The sequence below is a fragment of the Enterococcus sp. DIV1316a genome (assembly GCF_050536915.1).
In the GTDB taxonomy this organism is placed as follows: Bacteria; Bacillota; Bacilli; order Lactobacillales; family Enterococcaceae; genus Enterococcus; species Enterococcus faecalis.
Genome location: NZ_CP172913.1, coordinates 1,003,903 through 1,029,272 on the forward strand (window position 1 = coordinate 1,003,903; position 25,370 = coordinate 1,029,272).

The following is a 25,370-nucleotide window of genomic DNA, read 5'->3' on the forward strand; positions in this document are numbered from 1 at the left end:
ATATTTTTAAGGTAAGTTGTATTATAGTAAGTTTGAGAAGATGAGAATGAGAGGAAAAGCAATGAATATACAACGGTTTATAGAAAAACGCAAAGCACGTGGTTTGTCGCAAAGTGAATTGGCTAAAGGGATTTGTACGCAAGTTACGGTTAGTCGCTTTGAAAAGAATGGTCAAGTCCCAACTTTAAAAATATTGATCCAACTATGCAATCGTTTAGAGCTACCTTTGGGGGAACTCTTCCCGCGTGTAGGAATTAAACAACCTGAAATTCTTGAAAAAATGGAAGAAGCAGAATTCTTCTTGATTACCAGCGAACATGACCAATTGCAAACAATTTTAAAAAATATTCCTTTTGATGAAATCAAAGATTCCCAACTGTTATTAGAATATTATTATTTACAAGGCTTTGTCATGATTTTTCAAAATGCTTCGTTGATGGATTGCTTATTTACCTTTGAAAAACTTCTGTTTGAAGAGCAAAAATACACGAGCGATATTTACCGTTTGTTAGCTTTTACTGGAATTGGCATGGCCTATGCCAAAGAAGGCGAAATTGAGAAAGCCGAATTTTATTTCAATAAGGTCTTCAAGGAAATTTATCTTTATACTATTCAATCAATGGAAGATACTTGGCGAGTATTAAATGTTGTCTTTCACTGTGGTGTTTTTTATGCAGAAAAAGGCGATTTAGAAACAAGTGATGCTTTGTTAGAGTATGCGATTTCCATCTGTTCTGATAATCACGTCACGTATTACTTGGCAAGAGCAGCTTTCCAGCTTGCGAAAAATGCCTTAGCTGAAGAAAAGCCGCAAGAGCAAATTTTAGAACTACTACAAGATGCCCGCGCGTATGCAAAAATCAATAAAAACCGCATCTTGTTGGAAGCAATTCAAACATTGAAAGAAACAATTTTATCTAAGAATAATTAGTTTATATAGAAAATTATATATATTTATTTTCAAAATATAATAAAAAAAGCGTTTTTTTAAAAGAGTTCAAGACGCGTTACGACCTTAAATGAAAATTTTAAGGTCGTTATTTTATATAAAAAAATATATAAACGACTTGACTGGCATCAAATAAAGGCGTATGATTCATTTGTGAATAAATGTGAAATAAAACACAATCTTTCGTGGAGAGGAAGTCTTGAGGTGCAACAAAGTCAAACTATTTATTTGATGGGCACAGTAATAGATGTATTTGTAGACCATGAAGAACCTGAAAAAATTCTAGAAGAAGTGCATCAACGATTGATCACTTATGAACAACGTTTTAGTGCAAATGATTCAACTTCGGAACTGATGGCTGTCAATCAACAGGCTGGGCAAAAACCAGTCAGCGTTCATCCAGAGTTGTATCAATTAATTGCAGTAGGGAAAAAACATAGTTGTGATCCAGCTAGTCATTTGAATGTTACCATTGGCCCGTTAGTTCAAACGTGGCGAATCGGTTTTAAAGATGCCCGTGTCCCGTCAGACGAGGAAATTAAAGCCTGTTTGAAAAAAATTAATCCAGAAAAGATTCACTTAAATCCCTTAAAACAAACGGTTTTTTTGGAAGAAGAAGGAATGAAATTAGATCTGGGGGCTTTAGCAAAAGGCTATATCGCTGATTTACTAATTGCCTATTTGAAAGAAGTCCATGTGACGTCTGCTTTGATTAATCTGGGCGGCAATATTGTGACGTTGGGGCCCTCTACGCATCAAAACAAAAAATGGCGAATTGGTATTCGCAATCCGCAAGAATCCAGAGAAACAATCAGCTTACTTGTCGAAGTGGCTAATCAATCGGTTGTGACGTCGGGCATTTATGAAAGAAGTTTAACCGAAGCTGGGCGAGTCTATCACCATCTGTTGGATCCGACAACCGGATACCCATTGGAAACTGAAATGGCCAGCATCACAATTATCTCGGATGCTTCAGTGGATGGTGAGATTTGGACAACGCGTTTATTTGGTTATCCAATTCCAGAAGCGCTTGAAATCCTCAATCAACTAGATGGGATTGAAGGAGTCATCATTACACAAGACCAGCAAATTTTATATAGCAGCGGATTAGCAGATACTCTTCACATTATCCATTCATAGAACCGAAAAAGAAAGGACAGCTCATTATGAAAAAAATTATCGGCTTAGTAGGAACGAACTCAGAGCAATCAACCAATCGTCAACTTTTGCAATTTATGCAACACTATTTTGCGCAGGAGGCTGACATTGAACTAGTTGAAATTGTTGACTTTCCTATGTTTAACAAGCCAGAAGACAAAGTTTTGCCAGAAATAGTTAAAACGGTTGCTGAAAAAATTGAAGCAGCAGATGGCGTCATTATCAGTACGCCTGAATATGACCATGCGGTGCCGGCTTCTTTGATGAATGCCCTAAGTTGGTTATCTTACGGGATTTTTCCGTTTGTTGATAAACCAGTTATGATTACTGGTGCATCCTATGGCACGTTAGGTTCCTCTAGAGCACAAGCGCATCTGCGTCAAATTTTAGATGCTCCTGAATTGAAAGCACGAATTATGCCAAGCTCTGAATTTCTATTAGCGCATTCCTTACAAGCTTTTGATGAAAACAATGCGTTAAAAGATTCAGAACAAATAGATAAACTAGCTGGTCTGTTTGCAGATTTTTGTGTATTTATTGAAATTACAGAACAGCTGAAACATGCGCATGCGCAAAATAAAAAAGAAGCAGAAAATTTCTCATGGGAAACGATTTAACGAAATGGAGTGAATAAAATGAAATTAATTGGGATCGTCGGATCAAACGCTGATTCTTCTTATAATCGGTTACTACTGCAATATATTGGCAAAGAGTTTTATAAAATGTTCGACTTGGAAATTTTAGAAATTAAAGATATTCCAATGTTTAATCAAAGTAAGGATCAAACGAACAGTGTCTTGATTCAGAATATGAATCGCAAAATTTTACAAGCAGACGGCGTAATTATTGCGACGCCCGAACATAACCATACCATTCCTGCCGGTTTGAAAAGTGTGTTAGAATGGTTATCATTCAAAATTCATCCGCTGGAAAATAAACCAGTAATGATTGTTGGTTGCTCTTATTATGATCAAGGAACCTCGCGTGCGCAATTACATCTCCGTCAAATTCTTGATGCACCTGGTGTCAATGCAATCGTGATGCCTGGGAACGAGTTTTTATTAGGGAAAGCTAAAGAAGCATTTGATGAAAACGGCAACTTAATTGCGGAGGGAACACGTCAATTTTTAGAAAGCACATTACAAAAATTCGTGGAATTCATTGATGTGATTTCAAAATTAGAAGGAGCTAAGCCAAAAGACTTACCTGAGGATTTACATGCAAAAGGAACCATTGAAACAACGATCGAAGGGGTTGATATGGCAGCAGATGATTGGGTAGAACAAGCAGCAGAAGCGGTTCAGGCTGTGGAAGGCGACACATATGTAAAATTAGATCGAGGCATTTTAACCGTAGATCAGCTAAATTATTTCTTAAAATCAATGCCAATGGAATTGACTTATGCAGACAGTAACAATCAATTTTTATATTACAATAAAAAAATGGCTGCTGAAGAAATGTTTGCTAAACGGCAACCAGGACAAGTTGGTAATCCATTAGCGAATTGCCATCCGCCAAAAGCATTGAAAAATGTAGAATGGGTGATTCAACAATTACGGTCAGGAAAAACAGATGCTATTCGCGTTCATGTTCCAATGCACGGACCAGATACCTATGTAGTGCATAACTATCAAGCGATGTATGATGATAATGGAAATTACGCGGGAATTAATGAGTATATTTTAGACTTTAAACCAATTGTTGATTGGTATTTAAAACAAACTGGGCAAGAATTAGTCGGTGGAAAAAACGTCGATGCAGTCAGTGGTGCCTCCAAAAAAGAAGCGCCAGAAACGGCAGATAGTGTCTCAAGTGCATCAGTCCATGAAGAAGAGTCAGCGACCGAAAAGCCAACAGTTGACAGCGTTTCTAGCGCTTCAATTAAAGAGTAAAATAACAGCAAAAAATAGCGGCAACAAGTAGTCATACTGTATTCAGATTAGCAATGCCAAATGAGGACTTTTATTGACAGAAGCTGATACTTAAAAGAGTAAGAACTTTATAGGAAGATAGTATAGAAGACGAACCAAAAGTTTCAATCATTTTTGACGAATAGGCTAGAAAAGAAACAGAAAATTAGTCAAACAAATCAGCTTTTCTTTAAATTTAAAGTAAAAAAATAACAAAAAAAGCCTCCTTGGTGACGCAAGGGGGCTTTTTTTGGTTAAAATAATACTTTTCTATGAAGATTCCTAAATATTGAAAGAATCATTTTTAAATTTGTGGAAAAAATAAGCAAGATTGACACTCACGTCTTGTTAAAAAAATAGATACTTAAGGCGTGATAGTTTGGAGTTGAAAATGTGACTACTTTGTTAGATGAATTATTAGACCAAGAATTCCGAGATAAATTACTTATTTATCAAACTTTTATGAATAGTGAAGGTCCATTATTAAAAGAAGAATTTTATGGATATTTTGATTTATCCACTCAAAAGTTAGAATCGTTGTGCCGTCAAATAAATTATGAATGTACACAGATTTCTTCAAGGAGTCAAATTCTTTTTCCAGCTAAAGGACTGATTAGTGCGCAAAAATTATCGCAAATTGATTATCAAGCCTTAAGAAAATATTATTTTGATCAATCACTAATGGCCAAGTTGCTTCTTGATGTGGGCCTCTATCAAAAGCACACGATTCAAGAATTTTCTCAAATTCATTTTATGAGCAAAAGCAAAATTTATGCCTTCTCGTATAAACTAAATCTGATTTTAGCTAATTGGCATATTAAATTAAAGTCAACAGGCTTGGTTGGAGAAGAGAAAAATATCCGAAGTTTTTGTTTTCAATGCTTGTATTATTTTTATGGAAGTAATCAAGAAAGGCTGCCTAACATTTTGATGGAAAATAGTCCTGGCATTAAACGATTTATAAACGATTTACAACTGATGTATCAAAGAACGTTTAGTCTTAATCAAAGCGCACAACTATTTATTCTTTTAACGATCCAACGTTTTCGTGTATTTTCTGATCATGTAGTGGACTCTTTTACGGAAGTTCATGTGCCTAGCTGTTTACAGCATGCGTTTGAAAAAATTTATACAAGCGAAACCCCTCTTTTTAAAGAGGATTTTGGCAAAGAGACTTCATATATTTTTCTTTTTTTAAGTTTAAATGAATACATTGATAGTCCGATTGTTTTTCCAGATAAGTTAACCATGTTAGACGAATTTATTGATCATATGAATAGTGTTATTCCTTTCTTTGAAAAGCGAATTACGGTGGAAACAAAAGAAAAATTAAAGTTGATTTGTTATCGCTGGGACCGCCTATACTTTTCAGTGGCTGCATTTATTCCCGCCAAGCAGAGCAGTTTCTTTGAAGAGCGGTTTCCTCAAATTCATCGCGCCTTAGATGGTTTTATACAAAAGACAGAGTCGCTGCATCAAAAACGATTTTTAATGTATGAACGCGTGCATCTATACTATGATTTTATGTTTTGTTTGTTAAATGATCGTTCTTTTTGCGCAATTGAAAAAACGATTCATGTATTTGTTGATTTTTCTGGTGGGGAGGATTATAACCGCTTTATTGCAAAAATTATTGCTTCTTTCAATTATATGGATGTTATGATTGATCACAAATTAACCTTAGAAACCGATTTGTATTTGTCCGATTTTTATAGTTCGAAAGTACGGTGTCGTCAATTGACATGGCGTCATTTGCCGGAAACAAAAGATTGGCAAGTATTTGCTGAGGTAGTCAGAGAACTAAGAAAGGGAGAGACTCAGAAAAATGAGCACTATGAGAGAGACCCAATCGAGATGTGGCGAGAACAAGAATACGAAGGATAGTCAATTGAGACAAGCAGTTAACTATAAAGACTTAACTGGTCAAAAGTTTGGTGAGTTGACAGTAGTAGCACCAACGGCAAAAAGAAAAGAAGGGCTGATTGTTTGGGCCTGTCGCTGTTCTTGTGGGAGCTATGCAGAAGCTTCAAGAAGACAACTAATTCGTGGGTATCGAACGAAATGTGCTCACCATCGCTATCAAACAATGTTGAAAAAAAACTATCATGAATTAGTCGTGGTACGGATTGAAAGTATTCAACAGACAATGAAAGCGTATTGTCTGTGTTCGTGCGGACAATCTTGCTGGGTTCGCTGTGAAAATTTGTTGAATGGCCATACCAAAAGTTGCGGTCATCGTAAAAAGAAGGATTACCGACAAAGAGTTGCTGGCGTAATTCCAGGGAAGTTACAAAGTAAACGCCCCAAAAATAATAGCAGTGGACACAAAGGAGTGAGCCAGACCGCTTCTGGGAAATGGCTGGCTTATATCTCTTTGAAAGGCAAGCGCCATAACTTAGGTATCTTTACGAAAAAAAGTGAAGCAATTTTAGCAAGAAAATTAGCAGAACGTCGTCTATTTCAACCAATTTTACAACAAGAAATAGTGACTACAAATAAGGAAGTTTAGCAACAGAGAGGATGCGAAAGATGTTAGCAGGCTTATTTTCAGTAACTGGAATGATTTTATTGGGGATTTTATTTTGCTTAATTGGTTATCAAACGTTTCGAAAACATCATCATTAAGAGAAGAATGTTCTAGCTAGATAATTTCATCGACAGATGAAATTATCTAGCTTTTTTTATAAAAAAGCTAAGAAAAGGATAAGAGATTGTGGAAATTCTTTAGGTTGTTTAACAAAGCCTTAATTTCCTTTGTTTTAGATTGTGGTTAAGAAGATTTTTCTCTATACTAAGTCTTCGGAAATCAAAGAAAAGAAAGGAGCGAGTGATGTGGTTAAAAAAATTGGTTTAAGTATAATGCTCTTATTTTTTTTCTTAATTATCGCACTCCCAATCTATGCGTGGAAGATTGAGCCGAATTTAGTTCACGTTAATCAGGTGACTTTGGGAAAGAAAAATCAACGAGAACCATTGAATGTTGTGCAACTTTCGGATATACAAGTTTCAGAATTTTATGAGACGAAGCGGTTAGATAAAGTCATAAAAAAAGTCAATCGTGAAAAACCAGATATTATCGTTTTTACAGGTGATTTATTTGACAATTATGCCAAAAATCCGCAACAAAAAGAACCGATGATTGAAAAGTTAAAACAGTTACAAGCGACAATTGGAAAATATGCAGTTTGGGGAAATCATGATTATGGTGGCGGTGCTTCTGCGGTGTATGATGAAGTCATGGAGGCCAGTGGCTTTACCGTTATGAAAAACCAAGGAGAAACAGTAACCTTAGCAGATGGACGCCGTCTTTTTATTGGTGGTTTAGATGACTCGTTATTAGGAAATCCTTCCGTTTCAGAAACATTATCCTATCGAGAAACGTATGACTATGCGTTATTAATGACCCATGAACCAGATGTCGCGGATGCATTTGTTGGTACGGGTACACAGTTAGTTTTAGCAGGACATAGCCATGGCGGACAAATTTGGATTCCTTTTTATCCAATCACAAATGTTTTAGCAGAAAAGTATACCAGAGGATTGTATCAGTTGGACCAAGAAACGCAACTATATGTTAATACAGGCTTAGGAACGACCGCCATTCATGCCCGTTTTGGGGTGATCCCTGAAATTACACATTTTACTATCTATATTTAAAAAGTCTGGTCAATCCGACCAGACTTTTTTCTGTTATTTAACAGAATTATTTTTAAGAAAAAGATGTTCATATTTTGGTGAAACGTTTCTATAAAATGCTTTAAAATATCTAGAAAAGAGTATTTTTATGGAAAAAGAAGCAGGGAAAACAATTTCTTTATAAATGGTCTATAGCGCTTTTTAATGCTGTTATTTTTAAATAAAACCATAATGTAAGGGTTTACAACTGTTTGAAGTGAATGTATAATCTGTTTGTAGAAACGTTTCACTAAAAAGAAAGGAACCCTGCTTATGAAAAAACTAAAAAAGTTTTATGATCAGCGGCAATTGCATTGGATGGTACTTCCGGGTGTAGCATTCATGATTGTCTTTAACTACATTCCAATTTATGGAATTATCATTGCTTTTAAAAATTATACGATTGTTGACACGGTTTCTTCTGCACCATGGGTTGGACTTGAAAATTTTCGAATCATTATGGAAGATAGTTTTTTTTGGGAAGCAGTTCGTAATACCTTAGCGATTAGTTTAATGAAACTTTTTTTAGGATTCGCTATTCCGATTATCTTAGCGGTAATGATTTTTGAAATGAGAGATGGACATTTAAAAAAAGTGATTCAGACAATTTCTTATATTCCGCACTTTTTTTCTTGGATCGTTTTAGGCGGGATGTTGATTTCGTGGCTTTCAACAAATGGCTTTATCAACCAAGTCATGATGTCGTTAGGCTTAATGAATCAGGGCGTCAATCATTTGTTAGATCCTGATAAGTATTGGTGGATTGCTGTTCTTTCTGATTTGTGGAAAGAAGTAGGTTGGGGCACGATTCTCTATCTTGCTGGTATGTCTCGCATTGATCCAACGTTTTATGAAGCCGCGAGAATTGATGGTGCTTCAAAATTAACACAAATCCGAACGATTACTTTGCCCTTATTAGCGCCGATTATTTCGTTGAACTTAATTCTAAATGTTAGCGGTTTATTGGGATCGAACTTAGATCAAACGTTGGTTTTAATGAATGCTCAAAACCAAAACAAATCAGAAGTAATTAATTCATTTGTTTATCGTATGGGGCTAACGCAAGGGGACTTTTCTTATGCGACGGCAGTTGGTTTAGGGATTTCTGTTATTTCAATTGTTTTATTAGTCATTACAGATCGCATTACTAGAAAAATGAACAATGGTCGGTCGGTTATTTTATAAAGGAGGCAACAGCTGTGATTAAAAGAAAATCAAAAGAAAACAAATGGTTTTACTTTTTCAATACGTTAATTCTTGTGTTGTTTTCTTTATTAATTATCGTGCCAATTTGGAATATTTTAGTTTCCTCAGTTTCGTCAAGTTCGGGTTTAGCCGGTAAAGGCTTGGTTTTATGGCCGAAAGGATTTACGCTAGAAAATTATCGGAAAGTTTTTTCGGATAGTAGCATTCCGCGAGCGTTTTTGATTTCTGTTTTAAAAACAGTCATCGGTGCGTCGACGCATACGCTGTTCTGTGCAATTGTCGCCTATGGACTTAGTAAATCTAGACTAGTCGGGCGTAACATTTATACAACGATGGGTGTTATTACAATGTACTTTGGTGGGGGCATGATTCCCACGTATCTTTTGATTAAGTCATTAGGACTCTTAGATACTTTCTGGGTATATATCATTCCAGCTTTATTTAGCTATTATGATGTAGTCATCTTAATGAACTTTTTCCGAGAAATTCCACCATCTTTAGAAGAATCCGCCAAAATAGACGGCGCCAGTGAATTTCAAATTTTTTATAAAATCTTTTTACCTTTAACAAAACCGGCATTAGCCACCATTATTTTATTTAATGGGGTTGGTCAATGGAATGACTTTATGACCACGAAATTATATATTACCAAAGAATATCTGTATCCATTGCAGATGAAAATTTATGAAATTATTGTTCAATCCAACTTGAGTACCATGACAGAGAGCGGCAGTACAGATATGGCGGTGCAGGCAACGACACGTGGTGTTCAGCTGGCAACAATTGTCATTACAACGATACCAATTTTAATCATTTATCCATTACTACAAAAACACTTTATCGGCGGTATGATGGCCGGTGCAGTAAAAGAATAAAGAAAGTAGGGAACAATATGAAAAAAGTTTTAGGCGGTTTATTGGTGGCAACGGCGGTCGTTAGTTTAGCGGCCTGTAGCGGTGGGGAAAAGAAAGCTAGCTCAGATGTCTCAATTAAGGATCGGTATGAATTAGATGAAAAGACGCCTGCTTGGAAGTTAGATAAGAAGAAAGAACCGACCAAGATTAAATGGTATATTAACTCAGATTGGACGGCGCTGCCTTTTGGAAAAGACGTGACCACTGCGCAGATTAAAAAAGACTTAAATGTGGATATTGAATTTATTTCCGGCGATGATTCAAAATTAAATGCCATGATTTCAAGTGGAGATATGCCTGATATCGTGACATTAACTGAAAAAACTGGACAAGCAGCATTGAAAGCAGATTCTTGGGCCTATTCTTTAAACGATTTAGCTAAAAAATATGACCCCTATTTAATGAAAGTTGTTAACCAAGATACGTTTAAATGGTATGCCTTAGAGGATGGAAAAACATATGGTTACCCTAATTACTCTAATACAAAAGCGGATTATGAAAGTGGAAATATCCCAGTAAATGATAATTTTGTTATTCGTGAAGATGTCTATAATGCATTAGGCAAGCCAGACGTTTCAACACCAGAAAATTTTGAAAAAGTCATGCAACAGATTAAAGAAAAATATCCTGAGATGACCCCAATGGGCTTCACCACAGTGGGCGATGGTGCAGGACCATTTTTAGACAAATTACAAGACTTCTTAGGTGTTCCTTTAGAGGATAAAAATGGTAAATACTATGATCGAAATTTAGATAAAGAATATTTAGAATGGTTAAAAACATTTAATGATGTTTACCGAGCAGGAAATATTAGTGATGATAGCTTCACAGATGATGGGGCAACGTTTGATGAAAAAGTGAAACAAGGAAATTATGCAACCATGCTCGTTGCTGGAACCAGCGGTCAAGGTGGGAACTTTACAGAATTTATGAAAAAATCTGGCACACGTTATATAGCCATTGATGGACCAAGTAGCACTTCTGGCCGAAAACCAACATTAAATCAAACCGGCATTTCAGGTTGGTTAAGTAATTACATTACGAAAGATGCGAAAGATCCAGCGAAAGTCACTCAACTATTCACATATTTAATTGATGAACCAGGACAAATTTTAACAAAATATGGTGTTGAAGGAGTTACTTATGCGTACAATGATCAAGGAAAAATTGATTATTTACCAGAAGTGAAAAAATTAGAACAAACAGACAATGATGCCTACAACAAAAAATATGGCATTAGTCGTTTCCTATACTTTAACAATGACCGTGTTAATAAACTAAAAGTGCCAATGGAAAGTGCCTTAACGCAAATGCAAGAATGGGGCAAAGGAAAATTAGTCCCACATTTCGTAATTGAAAATATTAATCCAGATGCGGGAACGCCGGAAGCTCGGGCGAATGAAGCGATTGAAACCAAACTAAATACAACCGTTATTTCAATGATTCGTGCGAAAGATGATAAAGCCTTTGACAAATCTTTAGAAGACTACAAAGCATTCTTAAAATCAAATAAATGGGATGCAATTGAAAAAATAAAATCTGAGAAAATGGCGGAAAACAGAGACAAACTTAAGTAAGAGAGGAGGAGAGAAAAGCGGATAAAGCAACGAGAAATCCGCTTTTCTCTTTTAATATGAATAAGCTATTTGCATATGAAGGTTGGTATTATCGGATTTTTTCTTTTATTGCCAACTTGATCATTATTAATTTTCTCTTTTTAATTACCTGTATAACAGGCATCTTTAGCGGTGTCGGCTTAATTGCGTTGTATCGAACGATCTATCGTTTGTATCGTGAAAAAGATATTCCTGTTTTGCGAACGTTTTGGACAGCATTAAAAAATAACATCATGCGAGGTTTTATTTTAACAGGTGTCTTGTTCGTTGCTTTTTTACTGGGCGGTATTGTCGTAACAAGTTTATTTAAAATAGCCACTAGTTTAGGTTTCTTAGCTATTTTTCTATTAAGTTTTGTTGCATTATTTTTGACGAGTTTTCTTTTTCTCTTTTCCGTTTTTAATTGGTCCGTTAAAAAGACACTAGGTGAGACGGTTTATGTGGTCTTAAGTAATAGTGCAAATGCGATTATTTTGTTTATTTTACCTCTTTTAACGTTTGTTTTTTTCTATAAGCTTAATTTGTTTTTATATATTGCGTTAGGATTCGGGACAACGGCTTTTCTTCAAGTTGCGTTTTTTCAGAAAGTGTTAGGTGTGGAACATGAATGAGTATTTTGAGTTTTGGGAAAAGACAAAGGAAGAACTTCAAAAAATACCGCTAGATATCCATCGGCGGGTCATTGACTATCCATTGGAAAATGTTCAAGTGGAACAGGTCGACTTTTTAAGTTTCCTAGGTGAGCGCATCTTTGGCTATTTGTTACTTCCTAAAACGGCGGGGAAACAGCCAATAGTGATTGACTGTTTAGGCTATATGAATCATATTCAAGAACCTTGGCAATTTGCTCATTGGACACAAATTGGTTGTGCTTGTTTTGTCATTGATAATCGAGGTCAAGGGGGATTAACCAAAGATCGCGTGCCATATCAAACAATTTGGCATGAAGCACCAATGGGACGAGGATTTCTAGACAAAGAAGATTGGTACCAACGCCGTTTGTTTGCCGACCATTTACGTAGCGTAGAAGTGGTGCGTACCTTTACTGAAATTAATCAGGACCAAATCATTCTTCGTGGTGGTTCCCAAGGGGGTGGCGTAGTGTTAATGGTGAACAGTTTAGTCGACTTCCCGATTTTAGCTACTTTTGCAGATGTTCCAAGTCATTCTTGTTTAGAAAATCGAGTAGCAGAAGGAACGGGTTCGTATCAAATTATTCATCAGTACTTACAAGAGCATCCTCAAGCGCATGAAAAAATTGCCGCGGTTCTTCCTTATTTTGATAGTCGTCACTTTGTTTCGCAAATTAAAAATCCAGTCTTTGCTTCTGTTGGGAGTCACGATCCGATATGTCCAATGAAAGATTTTTTCCCTTCTTATCATCAGATAAAGGCAAGAAAAGCAGTCAGAGTATATTGGAAAAAAGGTCATGGTGGCGGTGAAACAACCCAGATCCGTCGTGAAATGCGTCAAATTCAACAACTATTGCAGGAGGTTAAAAATGAAAATAGCTACGTATAATGTCCGGGTAGATACAGAGTATGACCAAGATTGGCAATGGTCTTTTCGTAAAGAGGCTGTTTGTCAGTTAATCAATTTTCATGATTGGAGCCTTTGTTGTATTCAAGAAGTACGACCGAATCAAGTCAGGGATTTAAAGGCGTATACAACATTGACCTGTCTTTCTGCGGAAAGAGAAGGGGATGGTCAAGGAGAAGGACTAGCGATTCTCTATAACGAACAAAAAATTCAGGCTATTGATACAGGGTATTTTTGGTTATCTGAAACACCTCAGCAGCCAAGTATCCATCCTGAAGCTGGCTGTCCAAGAATTGCTTTGTGGGGACTATTTAAGGAAACGACTCAAAATACGCCTTTTTTAGTCATCAATGTTCACTTGGATCATATTTCAGCTCATGCTCGTTTAGCAGGAATGACCGTTATCTTAGAGGAGTTACATGACAAAATTGCACAGTATCCAACTTTATTAATGGGCGATTTTAATGCAGAGTCGGGGGAAGAGGTTCATCAACTTGTTCAAAAAAAATTTCAAGATAGCAAAAATTTAGCTACTCATTATGGCCCAAGAGGAACATTTCAAAATTTTACTTACACAAAACCTTGGGCGGAATTAGAAGAAATTGATTATATTTATGTAAAAGGTTGGCAAGTACAGCAAACCGCAAGTTTAACAGATAGTATTGATGGACGTTTTCCCTCCGACCATTTTCCTTTAGAAGCAGAAGTATGTATTGAAGAAAGGTGAGAGTATGAAAGAAAATCAACTGATTCAATTAGTCGAAGAAATGACAATTGATGAGAAAATTAATCAATTATTACAATTAGCAGCAGCGTTTTATTCAGATAAAGCAGAAGAAAAGACCGGCCCTATGTCAGAGCTAGGACTAAGTCAAGAAACGATTGATACGGCGGGGACAACATTGGGTGTTTCCGGTGCAAACGAAGCAAAACGTGTTCAAAAAGAATATATGCAAAATCATCGATTAAATATTCCAACACTTTTAATGGCGGATATTATTCATGGTTTCAGAACCATCTTTCCGATTCCTTTGGCTTTAGGAAGCACTTGGGATGAAGCAGCGGTTGAAAAAATGGCGGAGATTTCAGCAAAAGAAGCTGCTGTTTCAGGATTACATGTAACCTTTTCACCAATGGTTGATTTAGTGCGCGATCCACGTTGGGGACGTGTCATGGAGTCAACAGGTGAAGATCCATTACTCAACAGCCGCTTAGCTGCTGCAATGGTTAGAGGTTACCAAGGAGAAAATTTAAAAGAAGACAATTGGCGAGTAGCCGCGTGCGTGAAGCACTTTGCGGCATATGGTGGTGCCTTAGCTGGTCGGGATTATAATACGGTAGATATGTCTGAACGGCAGCTAAGAGAAATGTATTTACCTGGCTATAAAGCTGGATTAGATGCGGGTGCAAAACTTGTCATGACGTCCTTCAATACAGTGGATGGGATTCCTGCTACAGGCAACCAATGGCTGTTTAGAGACGTATTACGAAATGAATTTGGCTTTGAAGGGGTTGTGATTTCAGACTGGGGAGCGATTAAAGAATTAATTCCTCATGGCGTTGCCAAAGATGAAAAACAGGCAGCAGAATTGGCTATCAAAGCTGGTGTAGATATTGAAATGATGACCACGTGTTATCCAGATTATTTAAAAGAATTACTTGAAGAAGGCCGGATTGCTGAAACACTTATTGATGAAGCAGTTATGCGAATTTTAAAACTAAAAAATGAGCTAGGCTTATTTGAAAATCCCTATCGTGGTGCGGATGAACAAGCGGAAGCAGAAGTGATTTTAAGCAAAGAACATCGAGAAATAGCTAAAAAGATTGCTCAAAAATCAATGGTTCTTTTAAAAAATGAAAATATTTTGCCTTTTACACCGCAAGAAAAAATCGCGCTTGTCGGCCCAGGGGCCCAATCACAAGATATTTTAGGGGCCTGGTCATGGCAAGGAAAGAAAGAAGAAGCCATTTCCCTCGTGGCTGGTGCCCAAAAATTAACTACAAATCTTCTAGTTGCCCAAGAACCCTTTGATTACTTTGAACCGACCGCGGCGGCCATTGAAGAGGCTTTAACGTTAGCTAGTCAAGCAGATAAAGTAGTAGTGGCACTAGGCGAAACAGATTGGATGAGTGGGGAAGCTGCCAGTCGCAGTGATATTCGTCTACCCGAAAAACAATTAGCAGTAGTGGCACAAATTATTGAGAAAAATCCCAATGTTGTTGTCACGGTCTACAGTGGTCGGCCCTTAGATTTACAAGGGATAGATGTTGCAAAAGGAATTGTGCAAGCTTGGCAACCTGGAACAGAAGGGGGCAATGCGCTAGCAGAAATTTTGTGGGGAGAGTACAATCCAAGTGGTCGCTTAAGTATGTCGTTTCCAGAAACGGTTGGTCAAGTGCCAATTTTTTACAATGTCGACAATACTGGGCGTCCTTATGAGTCAGCACCAGAAGAAAAATATGTTTCTAAATATTTAGATGTCTCTAATTACGCTAAATATCCCTTTGGATTTGGCTTAAGTTATAGTCATTTCTCTTATCAACCAATTCAACTAAGTGCATTAACATTTACCAAAGAACAACCAGTCACGGTCTCTGTTTTAGTAAGAAATGACAGTCCAATCGCTGGAGAGGAAACCGTGCAATTTTATGTACGTGATTTGGTGGGACAAGTGGTTCGCCCAATTAAAGAGTTAAAAGATTTTCAAAAAGTTTGGCTGGAACCAAAGGAAGAAAAAGAAGTTCAGTTTCTTCTTTCAGAGGATATGGTGCGCTATGTTCATTCAGACAATCAGGTAACCAGTGATGCAGGTGAATTTATCGTAATGATTGGTGGAAATAGTCGCGATGTACAAACCGCAACAGTCACGTTAAATGAATAAGATGGGAAGGATAAGTTATGCAGATAAAGAAGCTTAAGCAAGCAGACACAGTTGCTACATTTCTAGAGACAGGTGATTTAAAAGAATTGAATAGCTATGGCATGATGATTAATCAATTAGAAGGTAATCCTTTAGACGGCAGTATGAACCAACTCTATTTGCGGATAATTACAGGGGACACAATTAATTATCGACCAATGATTGGTTCCAACAGTCAAAGTGATTTTTATCTTTCAGATAACCAATTGACATGGCGGGGCGAATTTGAAGCGGTTCGTTACCAAGTTGACTTTCGTTTGGGGCCAAGCAATCAATGGTTCTGGCGGGTTAATGTCACTGGAACTGGCTTAGTAGATATTGTTTATGGTCAAGATATTGGCTTAGCGACCAAAGGAGCCGTTCAGTCAAATGAAGCGTATGTGTCGCAGTATCTTGATCATCACATTTGGCAAGAGGGCGAAGAGCTTGTTGTTTTATCGAGACAAAATCAACCGCAAAATGAGAAGTTTCCAGCCCTTATTCAAGGGAGTTTTCAAAAATTAGTAGGCTACTCAACGGACGGCTATCAATTTTTCGGACGTTCATTTAAACAAACAAACACACCAGAAGCATTGGGGAAAAGATATTTAGCAAATGAAGTCTATCAATATGAATTTGCTTACACCGCTTTACAAACGGAAGCCGTCCAATTAACGAATGAAAGTAAGGAATTTGTTTTTTATGGTGCGGTAACAGAAACACATCCGCAAGCATTAGCTGAACCTTTTTTATCGAAAGAAGCCTTCCAAGCTATTTATGAAACTGTGACATTCGATTCATTAGAAGAAACACAGGACTCTCCTACGAAACTTTTAGGAGAACCTATCACAGGAAATCCATTAACAGAAGAAGAGTTGGCCGCACTTTATCCCCTTCAGACACAAATTGAAAAAGTAGCAGGTCAGACGTATTCCTTTTTCACGGAAAATTACCATCATGTTGTTCTTCAAGAAAAAGAAATTGCCATGGAAAGAGCGCATGGCCACATTTTATTAAGTGGTAAAGGCTTAACGGTTGACGAACCTTTGCTTAGTACGACAGTGTATATGTATGGCATTTTCAATTCACAAGTAGTTTTAGGAAATACGACCATGAACAAATTAATGAGTAATAGCCGAAACGCTTTAAACGTTATGAAACGCTCTGGTCAACGAATCTACATTTTAGAGAATGGCTTATGGCGCTTACTAACAATGCCTTCTGCTTTTGAAATGGGGTTGAACTCTGCTACGTGGTATTATAAGTTGCCAAAGGACACAATTCGTGTACGCACCTTCACTTCGCCTGATTCAAGAGTGATTCAATTGGAAGTGACCAGTCAAAAGGATGCATATATGTGGGCTGTTTCTAACCATTTGTTATTAGGACCGGAAGAAGTCCCAACCTATCAATTAGAACAAACTGGCAAAACGCTTCGAGTGACGGGAAATCATTCTGCTACAGAAAATTATTACCCAGAACTAACCTATACATTGACAGTTGATAAATCATTTCAAGTAACCGATAGCACATTATTTGGTGGAGCTGAAGCGGACTTATTAGTCTTGGCAATCGAAAAGACCCAAAAATTTTCACTACTTATTACGGGCAGTATAGAGGACCAAGCATTAGTTAATACACCATTAGATTTTGAAAAAGCAGAAAGTCAATATTTGGCATTCATTAATGGCTTGTTGCATCATTTTGAGTTAACACACACAGACTCAAGTGTGCAGCAAATGAATCAATTAACTCGTTGGTATACTCATAATATGCTCGTTCATTATTTGTCGCCACATGGCTTAGAACAATATGGTGGAGCAGCTTGGGGCACACGAGATGTGTCGCAAGGACCGACAGAATTTTTCTTTGCGACGCAACAGCCTAAGATCGTGGCCTCCATTATTCAGCATCTATTTGAAAATCAATTTGAGGACGATGGCAACTGGCCGCAATGGTTTATGTTTGACCGATACGAAGAACAAAAAGCCAGTGAAAGCCATGGCGATATTATCGTCTGGCCGTTGAAAGTAGTGACTGATTATTTGGAACAAACCGCAGATTATTCAATCTTAGCTACGGAAATCCCTTATACAAGTCGCAAAGATAATCACAAAACAAAAGAAACAGCATCTTTATTTGAACATTTGAAAAAAGAAATAAATTATATTGAACAACATTTTTTACCAGAAACTTTTCTATCCTGTTACGGTGACGGCGATTGGGATGACACGTTACAACCTTATGATAATCGTCTTAAAGAGCAAATGGCTAGTAGTTGGACCGTTGCCTTAACGTATCAAGTGTTGAAAAAATTTGCGGCTTTAATTACGGAAATCGATGCTACTTATAGTCAGCACTTAGCAATTTTAGTCGCAGGAATAAAGAACGATTTTCAAAAATATATGTTGGCGGATGAAACGATTCCAGGGTTTATTTATATGGAAACACCAGAAACTTTTGAACAAATGATTCACCCAAATGACCAAAAAACAGGAATTCAATATCGATTATTGCCAATGACTCGTAGTATGTTAGCTGAATTATTAACACCGGAACAAGTAAGTCATCATTTAGAAATTATTGAAAAAGAATTAACGTTTCCTGATGGCGTGCGCTTAATGAACAAACCAGCGAACTATCGAGGCGGTGTGAGCACTAATTTTAAACGAGCAGAACAGGCGGCTAATTTTGGTCGCGAAATTGGCTTACAGTATGTTCATGCGCACATTCGCTATACAGAAGCGATGGCGAAAATTGGTCAGCGAGACAAAACCTGGCAAGCATTAATGCAAATCAATCCAGTTCAATTAAAAGAAGTGGTACACAATGCAGAGTTACGCCAAGCCAATGCCTATTTTAGTAGTTCCGATGGCGATTTTAAAACAAGGTATGAATCACAAGAAAATTTTGGTAAACTAAAAGATGGAAGTATTGGGGTAAAAGGTGGTTGGCGAATTTATTCAAGCGGGCCGGGAATTTATTTAAATCAATTAATTACAGCTGTTTTAGGGATTCGGCAAAAGGCCCAAAGCGTGGTTTTTGATCCCATGTTACCAGAAAAATTGTCTGGTTTAACACTAACTTACCAATTGTTTGATAAACCTGTCACATATAAATTTTATCCAAATCAGTCAGCGAAAATAGTTATCGATGGTCAAGAAGTTCCGTTTAAGTTTGAAGAAAACCCTTATCGAGAAGGGGGAATGGAAGTTCAAAAAGACGAGGTGCTTTCATTATTAAATGAAGCAAGTGTTATTGAAATTTACCATTAGAAAGGAGAGTAGTCCATGGTAGGAATTAAAGATATTGCAAAAAAAGCAGGCGTATCAATCTCGACCGTTTCTTACGCATTGAATGGTAGTTCAAAGGTAACTGAAGAAACACGAACGCGCATCCAAGCAATTGCTGAAGAGCTAAACTATGTTCCTAACATGGCCGCTCGCACATTAAAACGCCGTCAAACCAATATTATTGGTGTCTATTTGGCCGATTATGGCGGTAGTTTTTATGGTGAATTGTTGGAGGGGATTAAGAAAGGCTTAGCACTGTTTGATTATGAGATGATTGTCTGCAGCGGTAAAAAGTCACATCTTTTCATTCCTGAAAAAATGGTGGATGGGGCAATTATTTTAGATTGGACATTTCCAACAAAAGAAATTGAAAAGTTTGCTGAACGTGGCCATTCGATCGTTGTCCTTGATCGAACCACTGAGCATAGGAATATTCGGCAAGTTCTCTTGGATAATCGTGGCGGTGCCACGCAGGCAATTGAGCAATTTGTCAATGTGGGTTCAAAAAAGGTTCTTCTGCTTTCTGGACCAGAAAAAGGTTATGATAGCCAAGAACGATTGGCTGTTAGTACACGAGAATTAACTCGTTTTGGGATACCTTATGAAATTATCCAAGGCGATTTTACCGAACCTTCTGGTTATGCTGCTGCTAAAAAAATTTTGAGTCAACCACAGACAGAACCAGTCGATGTTTTTGCTTTTAATGATGAAATGGCGATCGGTGTCTATAAATATGTTGCAGAAACAAATTACCAAATGGGGAAAGACATTCGGATTATTGGTTTTGATAATTCTGAACTAGGTGCGTTTGTGCAACCGCGATTAGCAACAATTGCCTATTCTAAACATCGATGGGGCATGGTGGCTGCAGAGAAAATTATTCATTTAATGCGGGGAGAACTTGCTGAGAGCGAACACATTTACACACGTTTTATAGAAGGAGAATCTTTTCCATCTGAATAATAAATAAAAAGTTTGGTCCAATGCTAGCTAAGCTAGCGGACCAAACTTTTTTCTGTAATGGTAATTTCTTCTGATGCAATGGGTTCATCCAGACTGAGAAGGCGATCTCTAAATTTAAAATTGACCGGCTTGTTCTCATTAATAAATTCATACGGATAAGCGCCTTGGATTGTTTCACCAGGATTGATTTCATCTGCTAAACGATCTAATTTGTCTTGGAAAGGTGAATCTGTTAAGACTGCATATTGTAAATTTTGGGCTTTTCCGTGGACAGTTTGACTAACTTCCATAAAACTTTGAATCATTAGCTGAATATTTTGTGTTTTTTCGGTTGTATTGGTTAATTCAAACAGGACATAAAACATTGGTTTGCCTTGATAATCTTTCCCTTTATGCAAGGCAGTTAAGGCTAAACGCCCATCTGGAACCAACAATGTTCGATTTTCATACGTCCCAATACTTGTCGCCAAGACTTCATCAGGTGCGGGCGCACTTTGACTTGCTGGGCTGCCACTTACAGTTGAACAAGCACTTAATAAGGTACTTAGAACGAGTAAGCTCATTAAAATGTAGGGTTTCCTCATATAAAGTCCTCACTTTGGTTGATTGACTATGTAAAAAACAAATTGCTTGTATCTATATTAAAAAGAGTGCTACAAGCAATATTTTAATCGTAGTTCTAGTAAATAGCAATACTTTTATCAAAATTCATGTTTGGAAATATAATTTGAAAAATATTTTTAACTAGTAGAAAAACATTTCTAACAAAAAGTATTGGCTCAAAGTAAAGAGATCGTTTTGTTAGAAATGAGAAATGGCAACATAAAAGTTTTCTATTTTTCTGCAATTAAGACAGTTTCAAAAGTGAATTCACTAGGAATATGATTCGCAATTGAGTATTCAAAAATATGCCCATTGCCTAGGTAAGCAATTTGTTCTGCACGCATCAGGAAATCATTATCGGTTAAGTTTAGATATTTTTTTTCCAACGCAGAAGGACGGATCCCAGAAATGCTGACCCGCGCACTTTGAATTTTTTGATGCAATTGTTCCGAAATATATTGATAAATGGAGACTTTCAATTCTTTCATTGTCAAGTTCGGAATTAGGGCAACGGGCATCCAAGTATATTCAATAATTGAGGGCACATCTTCGATAATCCGTAAGCGAATAATCTTGTAGACTAACTCTTCTTCTGTAATACTTAATTTTTCAGTCACCCAAGGCTCAGGTACTTCTGTTGCAAAGCCTAAAACCACGGATTCAACTTTTCCATCGTAGGTTGAGTAAGTGCCGGTTAACGGAGAAAATTTAGTAATGGTTCGATTTTGAAAGTCTTGAACAAAGCTGCCCGAGCCACGTCGTCTGACAACATAACCTTCTTGCACAAGCAAATGTAAGGCTTTTGTAATGGTTAGTTCGCTGACTTGATATTTTTCTGCAAGAAGACGACCTTGGGGTAACTTTTGATTAATTGGATAAACACCTGCTTCAATATCCTGTTTTATAGCTGCATAAATTTCTTTATAACGTGTATTTGTCCGCATCAGAGTCCTCCTTTATCACCAGTATTTCTCTCATTATACCATGAATTTAACATGTTGAAACTATATATTTATTTTTAACGTAACCACTTAATAATCAAGTACTTAAATAAAAGTAGTTGACTTATTCTTTTTAAAACTATATAGTTTTAAAAGTAAACAGAAGAACTTATTGATCTGATTGGTACTTTTTGTGAAAACCTTTTACAATAAAAGGGCAGCACAGAAAAGAGGGAGGAATGACAATGGAACATCACCAACTAAAAGCATTTCCGCAAGATTTTTTATGGGGCTCTGCTTCGGCCGCTTATCAAGTAGAAGGTGCTTGGAATGAAGATGGCAAAGGCGCATCTGTTTGGGATGAATTTGTTCGGCTACCAGGAAAAACGTTCAAAGAGACAACTGGTGATTTAGCCGTCGATCATTATCATCGTTTCAAAGAAGATGTGGCTTTAATGAAACAACAAGGTTTAAAAGCATATCGTTTCTCGATTGCATGGACACGAATTTTACCTGAAGGGCGTGGTCAAGTAAATCAAGCGGGACTGAAATTTTATTCAGATTTAATTGATGAGTTATTAGCGGCAGGAATTGAACCAATGGTAACTTTATATCATTGGGATTTGCCAGCTGTTTTGCAAAAAGAATATGGTGGCTGGGAATCAAGAAAAATTATTGCTGATTTTGTGGCCTATGCGAAAATTTTATTTGACGCTTTCCGTGGCAAAGTTCGCTATTGGATTAGTTTAAACGAACAAAATGTGTTTACTTCGTTAGGTTATCAATTAGCCGTGCATCCTCCCGGCGTAACAGACAATAAACGGATGTATGAGGCCAATCATATTGCTAATTTAGCCAATGCAGCAGTGATTAATGCGTTTCATGAATTAGAAATGCCTGGCAAAATTGGCCCTAGCTTTGCTTATACGCCTGTTTATGCCGTTGATGCGCATCCTGCCAATGTTTTAGCGGCTGAAAATGCAGAAGATTTGCTGTCGCATTTTTGGTTAGATGTCTATCTTTGGGGAGAATACCCAATTGCCGCATTAAATTACTTAAAGGAGCAAGGTGTGGCCCCAACGATAAAAGAGGGCGATTTAGCGTTACTACGTTCAGCCAAACCTGATTTTCTAGGTATTAATTATTATCGGACGGATACGGTTGCTGCTAATCCATTAGATGGCGTTGGAATAGGGAAGATGAATACAACGGGTGAAAAGGGGTCTGAAACGGAATCTGGGGTACCGGGTTTATTTAAAAAAGTAAATAATCCATATGTTGAACGAACGAACTGGGATTGGGCCATTGACCCGCAAGGTTTGAGAATTGCCTTACGACGATTAGCTAGTCGCTATCAAGTCCCTATTTTAATTACTGAAAATGGGTTAGGCGAATATGATACCTTAACAGAAGATAAACAAATTCATGATACGTATCGTATTGATTATTTGCGAAGCCATATCCAAGCGATTCAAGAGGCGATTACGGATGGCGTTTCAGTTATTGGTTATTGTACATGGAGTTACACCGATTTACTGTCGTGGCTCAACGGCTATCAAAAGCGTTATGGTTTTGTCTATGTGGATCAAGATGAAACACAAAAAGGTTCCTTAGAAAGAATCCCGAAAGACAGTTATTATTGGTATCAAAAAGTCATTGAAACAAATGGACTTATCTAATTATAAGAAAAGAGTGTGGAAAATATGACAGTAAAAATGGGGTTTATTGGATTTGGTAAAAGTGCCAACCGCTACCATTTACCTTACGTAATGATTCGAGAAACACTAGAAGTGAAAACGATTTTCGATTTACATGTTAATGAAAAAGCAGCAGCGCCCTTTAAAGAAAAAGGCGTAAATTTTACCACTGACCTTAATGAATTATTGACGGATCCAGAAATTGAATTGGTCACAATCTGTACGCCTGCGCATACACATTATGATTTAGCCAAACAAGCCATTTTAGCTGGTAAATCAGTGATTGTGGAAAAACCATTCTGTGATACGTTAGAACATGCAGAGGAATTATTTGCTTTAGGGCAAGAAAAAGGGGTAGTAGTGATGCCTTATCAAAATCGACGTTTCGACGGCGATTACCTAGCGATGAAGCAAGTAGTAGAGCAAGGCTTTTTAGGAGAAATCAATGAAGTGGAAACGCATATTGATTATTATCGACCAGGAAGTATCACGGAACAAGGACCTAAAGAAAATGGTTCGTTTTACGGACTAGGCATTCATTTAATGGATCGCATGATTGCTCTTTTCGGGCGTCCAGATCAAGTCACTTATGATATTCGTAATAATGAAGTGAGCGAGGCAGTCGATAATTATTTTGACGTTGATTTACATTATGGTTCAAAATTAAAAGTAAAAGTTAAAACGAATCATTCTGTCGCTAGTCCGTATCCACGTTTTATTGTTCATGGCAGCAATGGCTCGTTCATCAAATATGGCGAAGATCAACAAGAAAATGATTTAAAAGCCGGAATCATGCCGGATGCACCAGGCTTTGGAGAAGATTCACCAATGTATTATGGAGAAGTGACCTACCGTAATGGCAATGGCGACTGGATTAAAAAACAAATTAAAACGCCTGTAGGTGATTACGGTCGTTATTATGATGCCGTCTATGAAACGTTGAAAAATGGTGCACCGCAACTAGTAACTAAAGAGCAAGCATTAACTAACATCGAAATTTTAGAAGCAGGTTTTCTTAACCCAAGTCCAAGTATTTATCGCTTGAAAGAAAACTAAAGCTTGTTTAAATGACTTGAAAAGCGCCTGCCCCACAGTCCAGACAACTGTGGGGCAGGCGCTTTTATTTATAAAGAGTTGTGAATTTTAATATAAGAAACGTATATCGTTAGTGAAAATAAAAAAAGGAAAGACATCTTAGTAGCACTACTTCCCCAAGAATTGCTACTAAAATGTCTTTTGTGATGCTCGCTCAATTGAAGAGCCTTAAATAGGATATCGAATATCCAGTATAAATGCAAGTAAACTACTTTATAGTTAATATTAGTATACTTCATAAAATAATTTTTCAAAGAGAAAAAGGCTTGTTATGAGAAAAAATTAATTTTTAACTCGTTTTTTCTAAGCAAGATTCGTGTGAAAAAGACAATAATTACTGAAGCTGAATGGTAATTAAAGAGGTTCTTTGCTAAAATAGGAAAGACAAGAAAGTTTGGTTAACGAAAGAACCAAATCAGAAAGGAGGACAACCAGTGGAAAGTTGGCTTTTTTTACTACTGATTGCCTTGATTGCGTTTGTTGCAAAAAATCAAAGTTTATTAATTGCGTCAGTTGTTGTGCTTGCTTTAAAAGCTTTACCAAATAGTGCGAAAATCATGTCGTGGTTGTCAGATAAAGGCATTAATTTAGGGGTCACAATTATTTCAATTACCATTTTAGTCCCGATTGCTACAGGACAAATTGGCTTAAAGGATTTAATCCAATCATTCAAAACACCGATGGGATGGCTGGGGATACTTTGTGGAATTCTGGTAGCTGTTTTATCCTCAAAAGGAGTAGGTTTAATTAATCAATCACCAGAGATTACGGTGGCCTTAGTTTTTGGAACGATTCTTGGCGTCGTTTTTTTAAAAGGAATTGCAGCTGGTCCGATTATTGCATCGGGGATGATGTACGTAATCATTACTACCTTTCAAGCCTTTCAACACTAAAAAAGCAAACAAAACGCG

The 25,370-nt window shown here is 37.1% G+C and carries 21 protein-coding genes; 19 read left to right on the forward strand and 2 right to left on the reverse strand.

The window, feature by feature from the left end:
* The first annotated feature begins 40 nt into the window (after positions 1 to 40).
* The 16 genes from IGL56_RS04945 to IGL56_RS05020 all read left to right on the forward strand — a co-directional run bounded on the left by IGL56_RS04945 (position 41) and on the right by IGL56_RS05020 (position 20,123).
* Entirely contained in the window at positions 41 to 931 is an 891-nt protein-coding gene (locus IGL56_RS04945) for a helix-turn-helix domain-containing protein (protein ID WP_002382193.1), read from the forward strand.
* Positions 932 to 1,153: 222 nt separating this feature from the next.
* Entirely contained in the window at positions 1,154 to 2,089 is a 936-nt protein-coding gene (locus tag IGL56_RS04950; protein WP_429861288.1) for an FAD:protein FMN transferase, read from the forward strand.
* Positions 2,090 to 2,115: 26 nt separating this feature from the next.
* Positions 2,116 to 2,724, forward strand: a complete 609-nt coding sequence (locus tag IGL56_RS04955) for an NADPH-dependent FMN reductase (RefSeq protein ID WP_002357907.1) — start codon at positions 2,116 to 2,118, stop codon at positions 2,722 to 2,724.
* An 18-nt stretch (positions 2,725 to 2,742) separates the two neighbouring features.
* On the forward strand, positions 2,743 to 3,999 hold the full coding sequence (locus tag IGL56_RS04960; protein ID WP_002360528.1) for an NADPH-dependent oxidoreductase: 1,257 nt from the start codon (positions 2,743 to 2,745) through the stop codon (positions 3,997 to 3,999).
* Positions 4,000 to 4,410: 411 nt separating this feature from the next.
* Positions 4,411 to 5,901, forward strand: a complete 1,491-nt coding sequence (locus IGL56_RS04965; RefSeq protein ID WP_002357905.1) for a helix-turn-helix domain-containing protein — start codon at positions 4,411 to 4,413, stop codon at positions 5,899 to 5,901.
* The gene (locus IGL56_RS04970) at positions 5,852 to 6,526 is read left to right on the forward strand and encodes an AP2 domain-containing protein (protein WP_002397195.1); all 675 of its coding nucleotides are present in this window, start codon (positions 5,852 to 5,854) and stop codon (positions 6,524 to 6,526) included. Before IGL56_RS04965 ends, IGL56_RS04970 begins: the two co-directional genes overlap by 50 nt.
* Before the next feature lie 257 nt (positions 6,527 to 6,783).
* Entirely contained in the window at positions 6,784 to 7,674 is an 891-nt protein-coding gene (locus tag IGL56_RS04975) for a metallophosphoesterase (protein WP_002384670.1), read from the forward strand.
* Positions 7,675 to 7,965: 291 nt separating this feature from the next.
* Positions 7,966 to 8,877, forward strand: coding sequence for an ABC transporter permease (locus IGL56_RS04980; protein ID WP_002382199.1), 912 nt, complete (start codon positions 7,966 to 7,968; stop codon positions 8,875 to 8,877).
* 14 nt (positions 8,878 to 8,891) lie between these two features.
* Positions 8,892 to 9,773, forward strand: a complete 882-nt coding sequence (locus tag IGL56_RS04985; protein WP_010815963.1) for a carbohydrate ABC transporter permease — start codon at positions 8,892 to 8,894, stop codon at positions 9,771 to 9,773.
* A 17-nt stretch (positions 9,774 to 9,790) separates the two neighbouring features.
* A complete protein-coding gene (locus IGL56_RS04990; RefSeq protein ID WP_002357899.1) occupies positions 9,791 to 11,389 on the forward strand; it encodes an ABC transporter substrate-binding protein in 1,599 nt (532 codons plus the stop codon).
* A gap of 56 nt (positions 11,390 to 11,445) precedes the next feature.
* The gene (locus IGL56_RS04995) at positions 11,446 to 12,039 is read left to right on the forward strand and encodes a DUF624 domain-containing protein (protein ID WP_002357898.1); all 594 of its coding nucleotides are present in this window, start codon (positions 11,446 to 11,448) and stop codon (positions 12,037 to 12,039) included.
* Complete coding sequence (locus IGL56_RS05000; protein WP_002385975.1) at positions 12,032 to 12,949, forward strand: acetylxylan esterase; 918 nt, start codon at positions 12,032 to 12,034, stop codon at positions 12,947 to 12,949. The genes IGL56_RS04995 and IGL56_RS05000 overlap by 8 nt, the downstream gene beginning before the upstream one ends.
* Entirely contained in the window at positions 12,930 to 13,694 is a 765-nt protein-coding gene (locus IGL56_RS05005) for an endonuclease/exonuclease/phosphatase family protein (protein ID WP_429861287.1), read from the forward strand. The genes IGL56_RS05000 and IGL56_RS05005 overlap by 20 nt, the downstream gene beginning before the upstream one ends.
* A 4-nt stretch (positions 13,695 to 13,698) precedes the next feature.
* Positions 13,699 to 15,849, forward strand: coding sequence for a glycoside hydrolase family 3 N-terminal domain-containing protein (locus tag IGL56_RS05010; RefSeq protein ID WP_002388949.1), 2,151 nt, complete (start codon positions 13,699 to 13,701; stop codon positions 15,847 to 15,849).
* A gap of 17 nt (positions 15,850 to 15,866) precedes the next feature.
* Positions 15,867 to 19,142 carry a GH36-type glycosyl hydrolase domain-containing protein gene (locus IGL56_RS05015; protein ID WP_002378227.1) on the forward strand — a complete coding sequence of 1,092 codons (3,276 nt, stop codon included), beginning with the start codon at positions 15,867 to 15,869 and terminating at the stop codon, positions 19,140 to 19,142.
* 15 nt (positions 19,143 to 19,157) lie between these two features.
* On the forward strand, positions 19,158 to 20,123 hold the full coding sequence (locus IGL56_RS05020; RefSeq protein ID WP_002357893.1) for a LacI family DNA-binding transcriptional regulator: 966 nt from the start codon (positions 19,158 to 19,160) through the stop codon (positions 20,121 to 20,123).
* A 32-nt stretch (positions 20,124 to 20,155) separates the two neighbouring features.
* Here the strand turns inward: IGL56_RS05020 and IGL56_RS05025 are convergent, their stop codons facing one another.
* Together IGL56_RS05025 and IGL56_RS05030 are read right to left on the reverse strand one after the other, a co-directional pair.
* Positions 20,156 to 20,686: a DUF5067 domain-containing protein gene (locus IGL56_RS05025; RefSeq protein WP_429861330.1), complete on the reverse strand. Its 531-nt coding sequence runs from the start codon at positions 20,684 to 20,686 to the stop codon at positions 20,156 to 20,158.
* Positions 20,687 to 20,956: 270 nt separating this feature from the next.
* A complete protein-coding gene (locus IGL56_RS05030; protein WP_002366529.1) occupies positions 20,957 to 21,670 on the reverse strand; it encodes a GntR family transcriptional regulator in 714 nt (237 codons plus the stop codon).
* 242 nt (positions 21,671 to 21,912) lie between these two features.
* Here IGL56_RS05030 and IGL56_RS05035 point away from each other — a divergent pair, with 242 nt between their 5' ends.
* From IGL56_RS05035 to IGL56_RS05045, 3 genes are all read left to right on the forward strand, one after another.
* Entirely contained in the window at positions 21,913 to 23,346 is a 1,434-nt protein-coding gene (locus tag IGL56_RS05035; protein ID WP_002357890.1) for a glycoside hydrolase family 1 protein, read from the forward strand.
* Positions 23,347 to 23,370: 24 nt separating this feature from the next.
* Entirely contained in the window at positions 23,371 to 24,420 is a 1,050-nt protein-coding gene (locus IGL56_RS05040) for an oxidoreductase (RefSeq protein WP_002385973.1), read from the forward strand.
* A gap of 473 nt (positions 24,421 to 24,893) precedes the next feature.
* Positions 24,894 to 25,352, forward strand: coding sequence for a DUF441 domain-containing protein (locus tag IGL56_RS05045; protein ID WP_002357887.1), 459 nt, complete (start codon positions 24,894 to 24,896; stop codon positions 25,350 to 25,352).
* Positions 25,353 to 25,370: the final 18 nt, after the last annotated feature.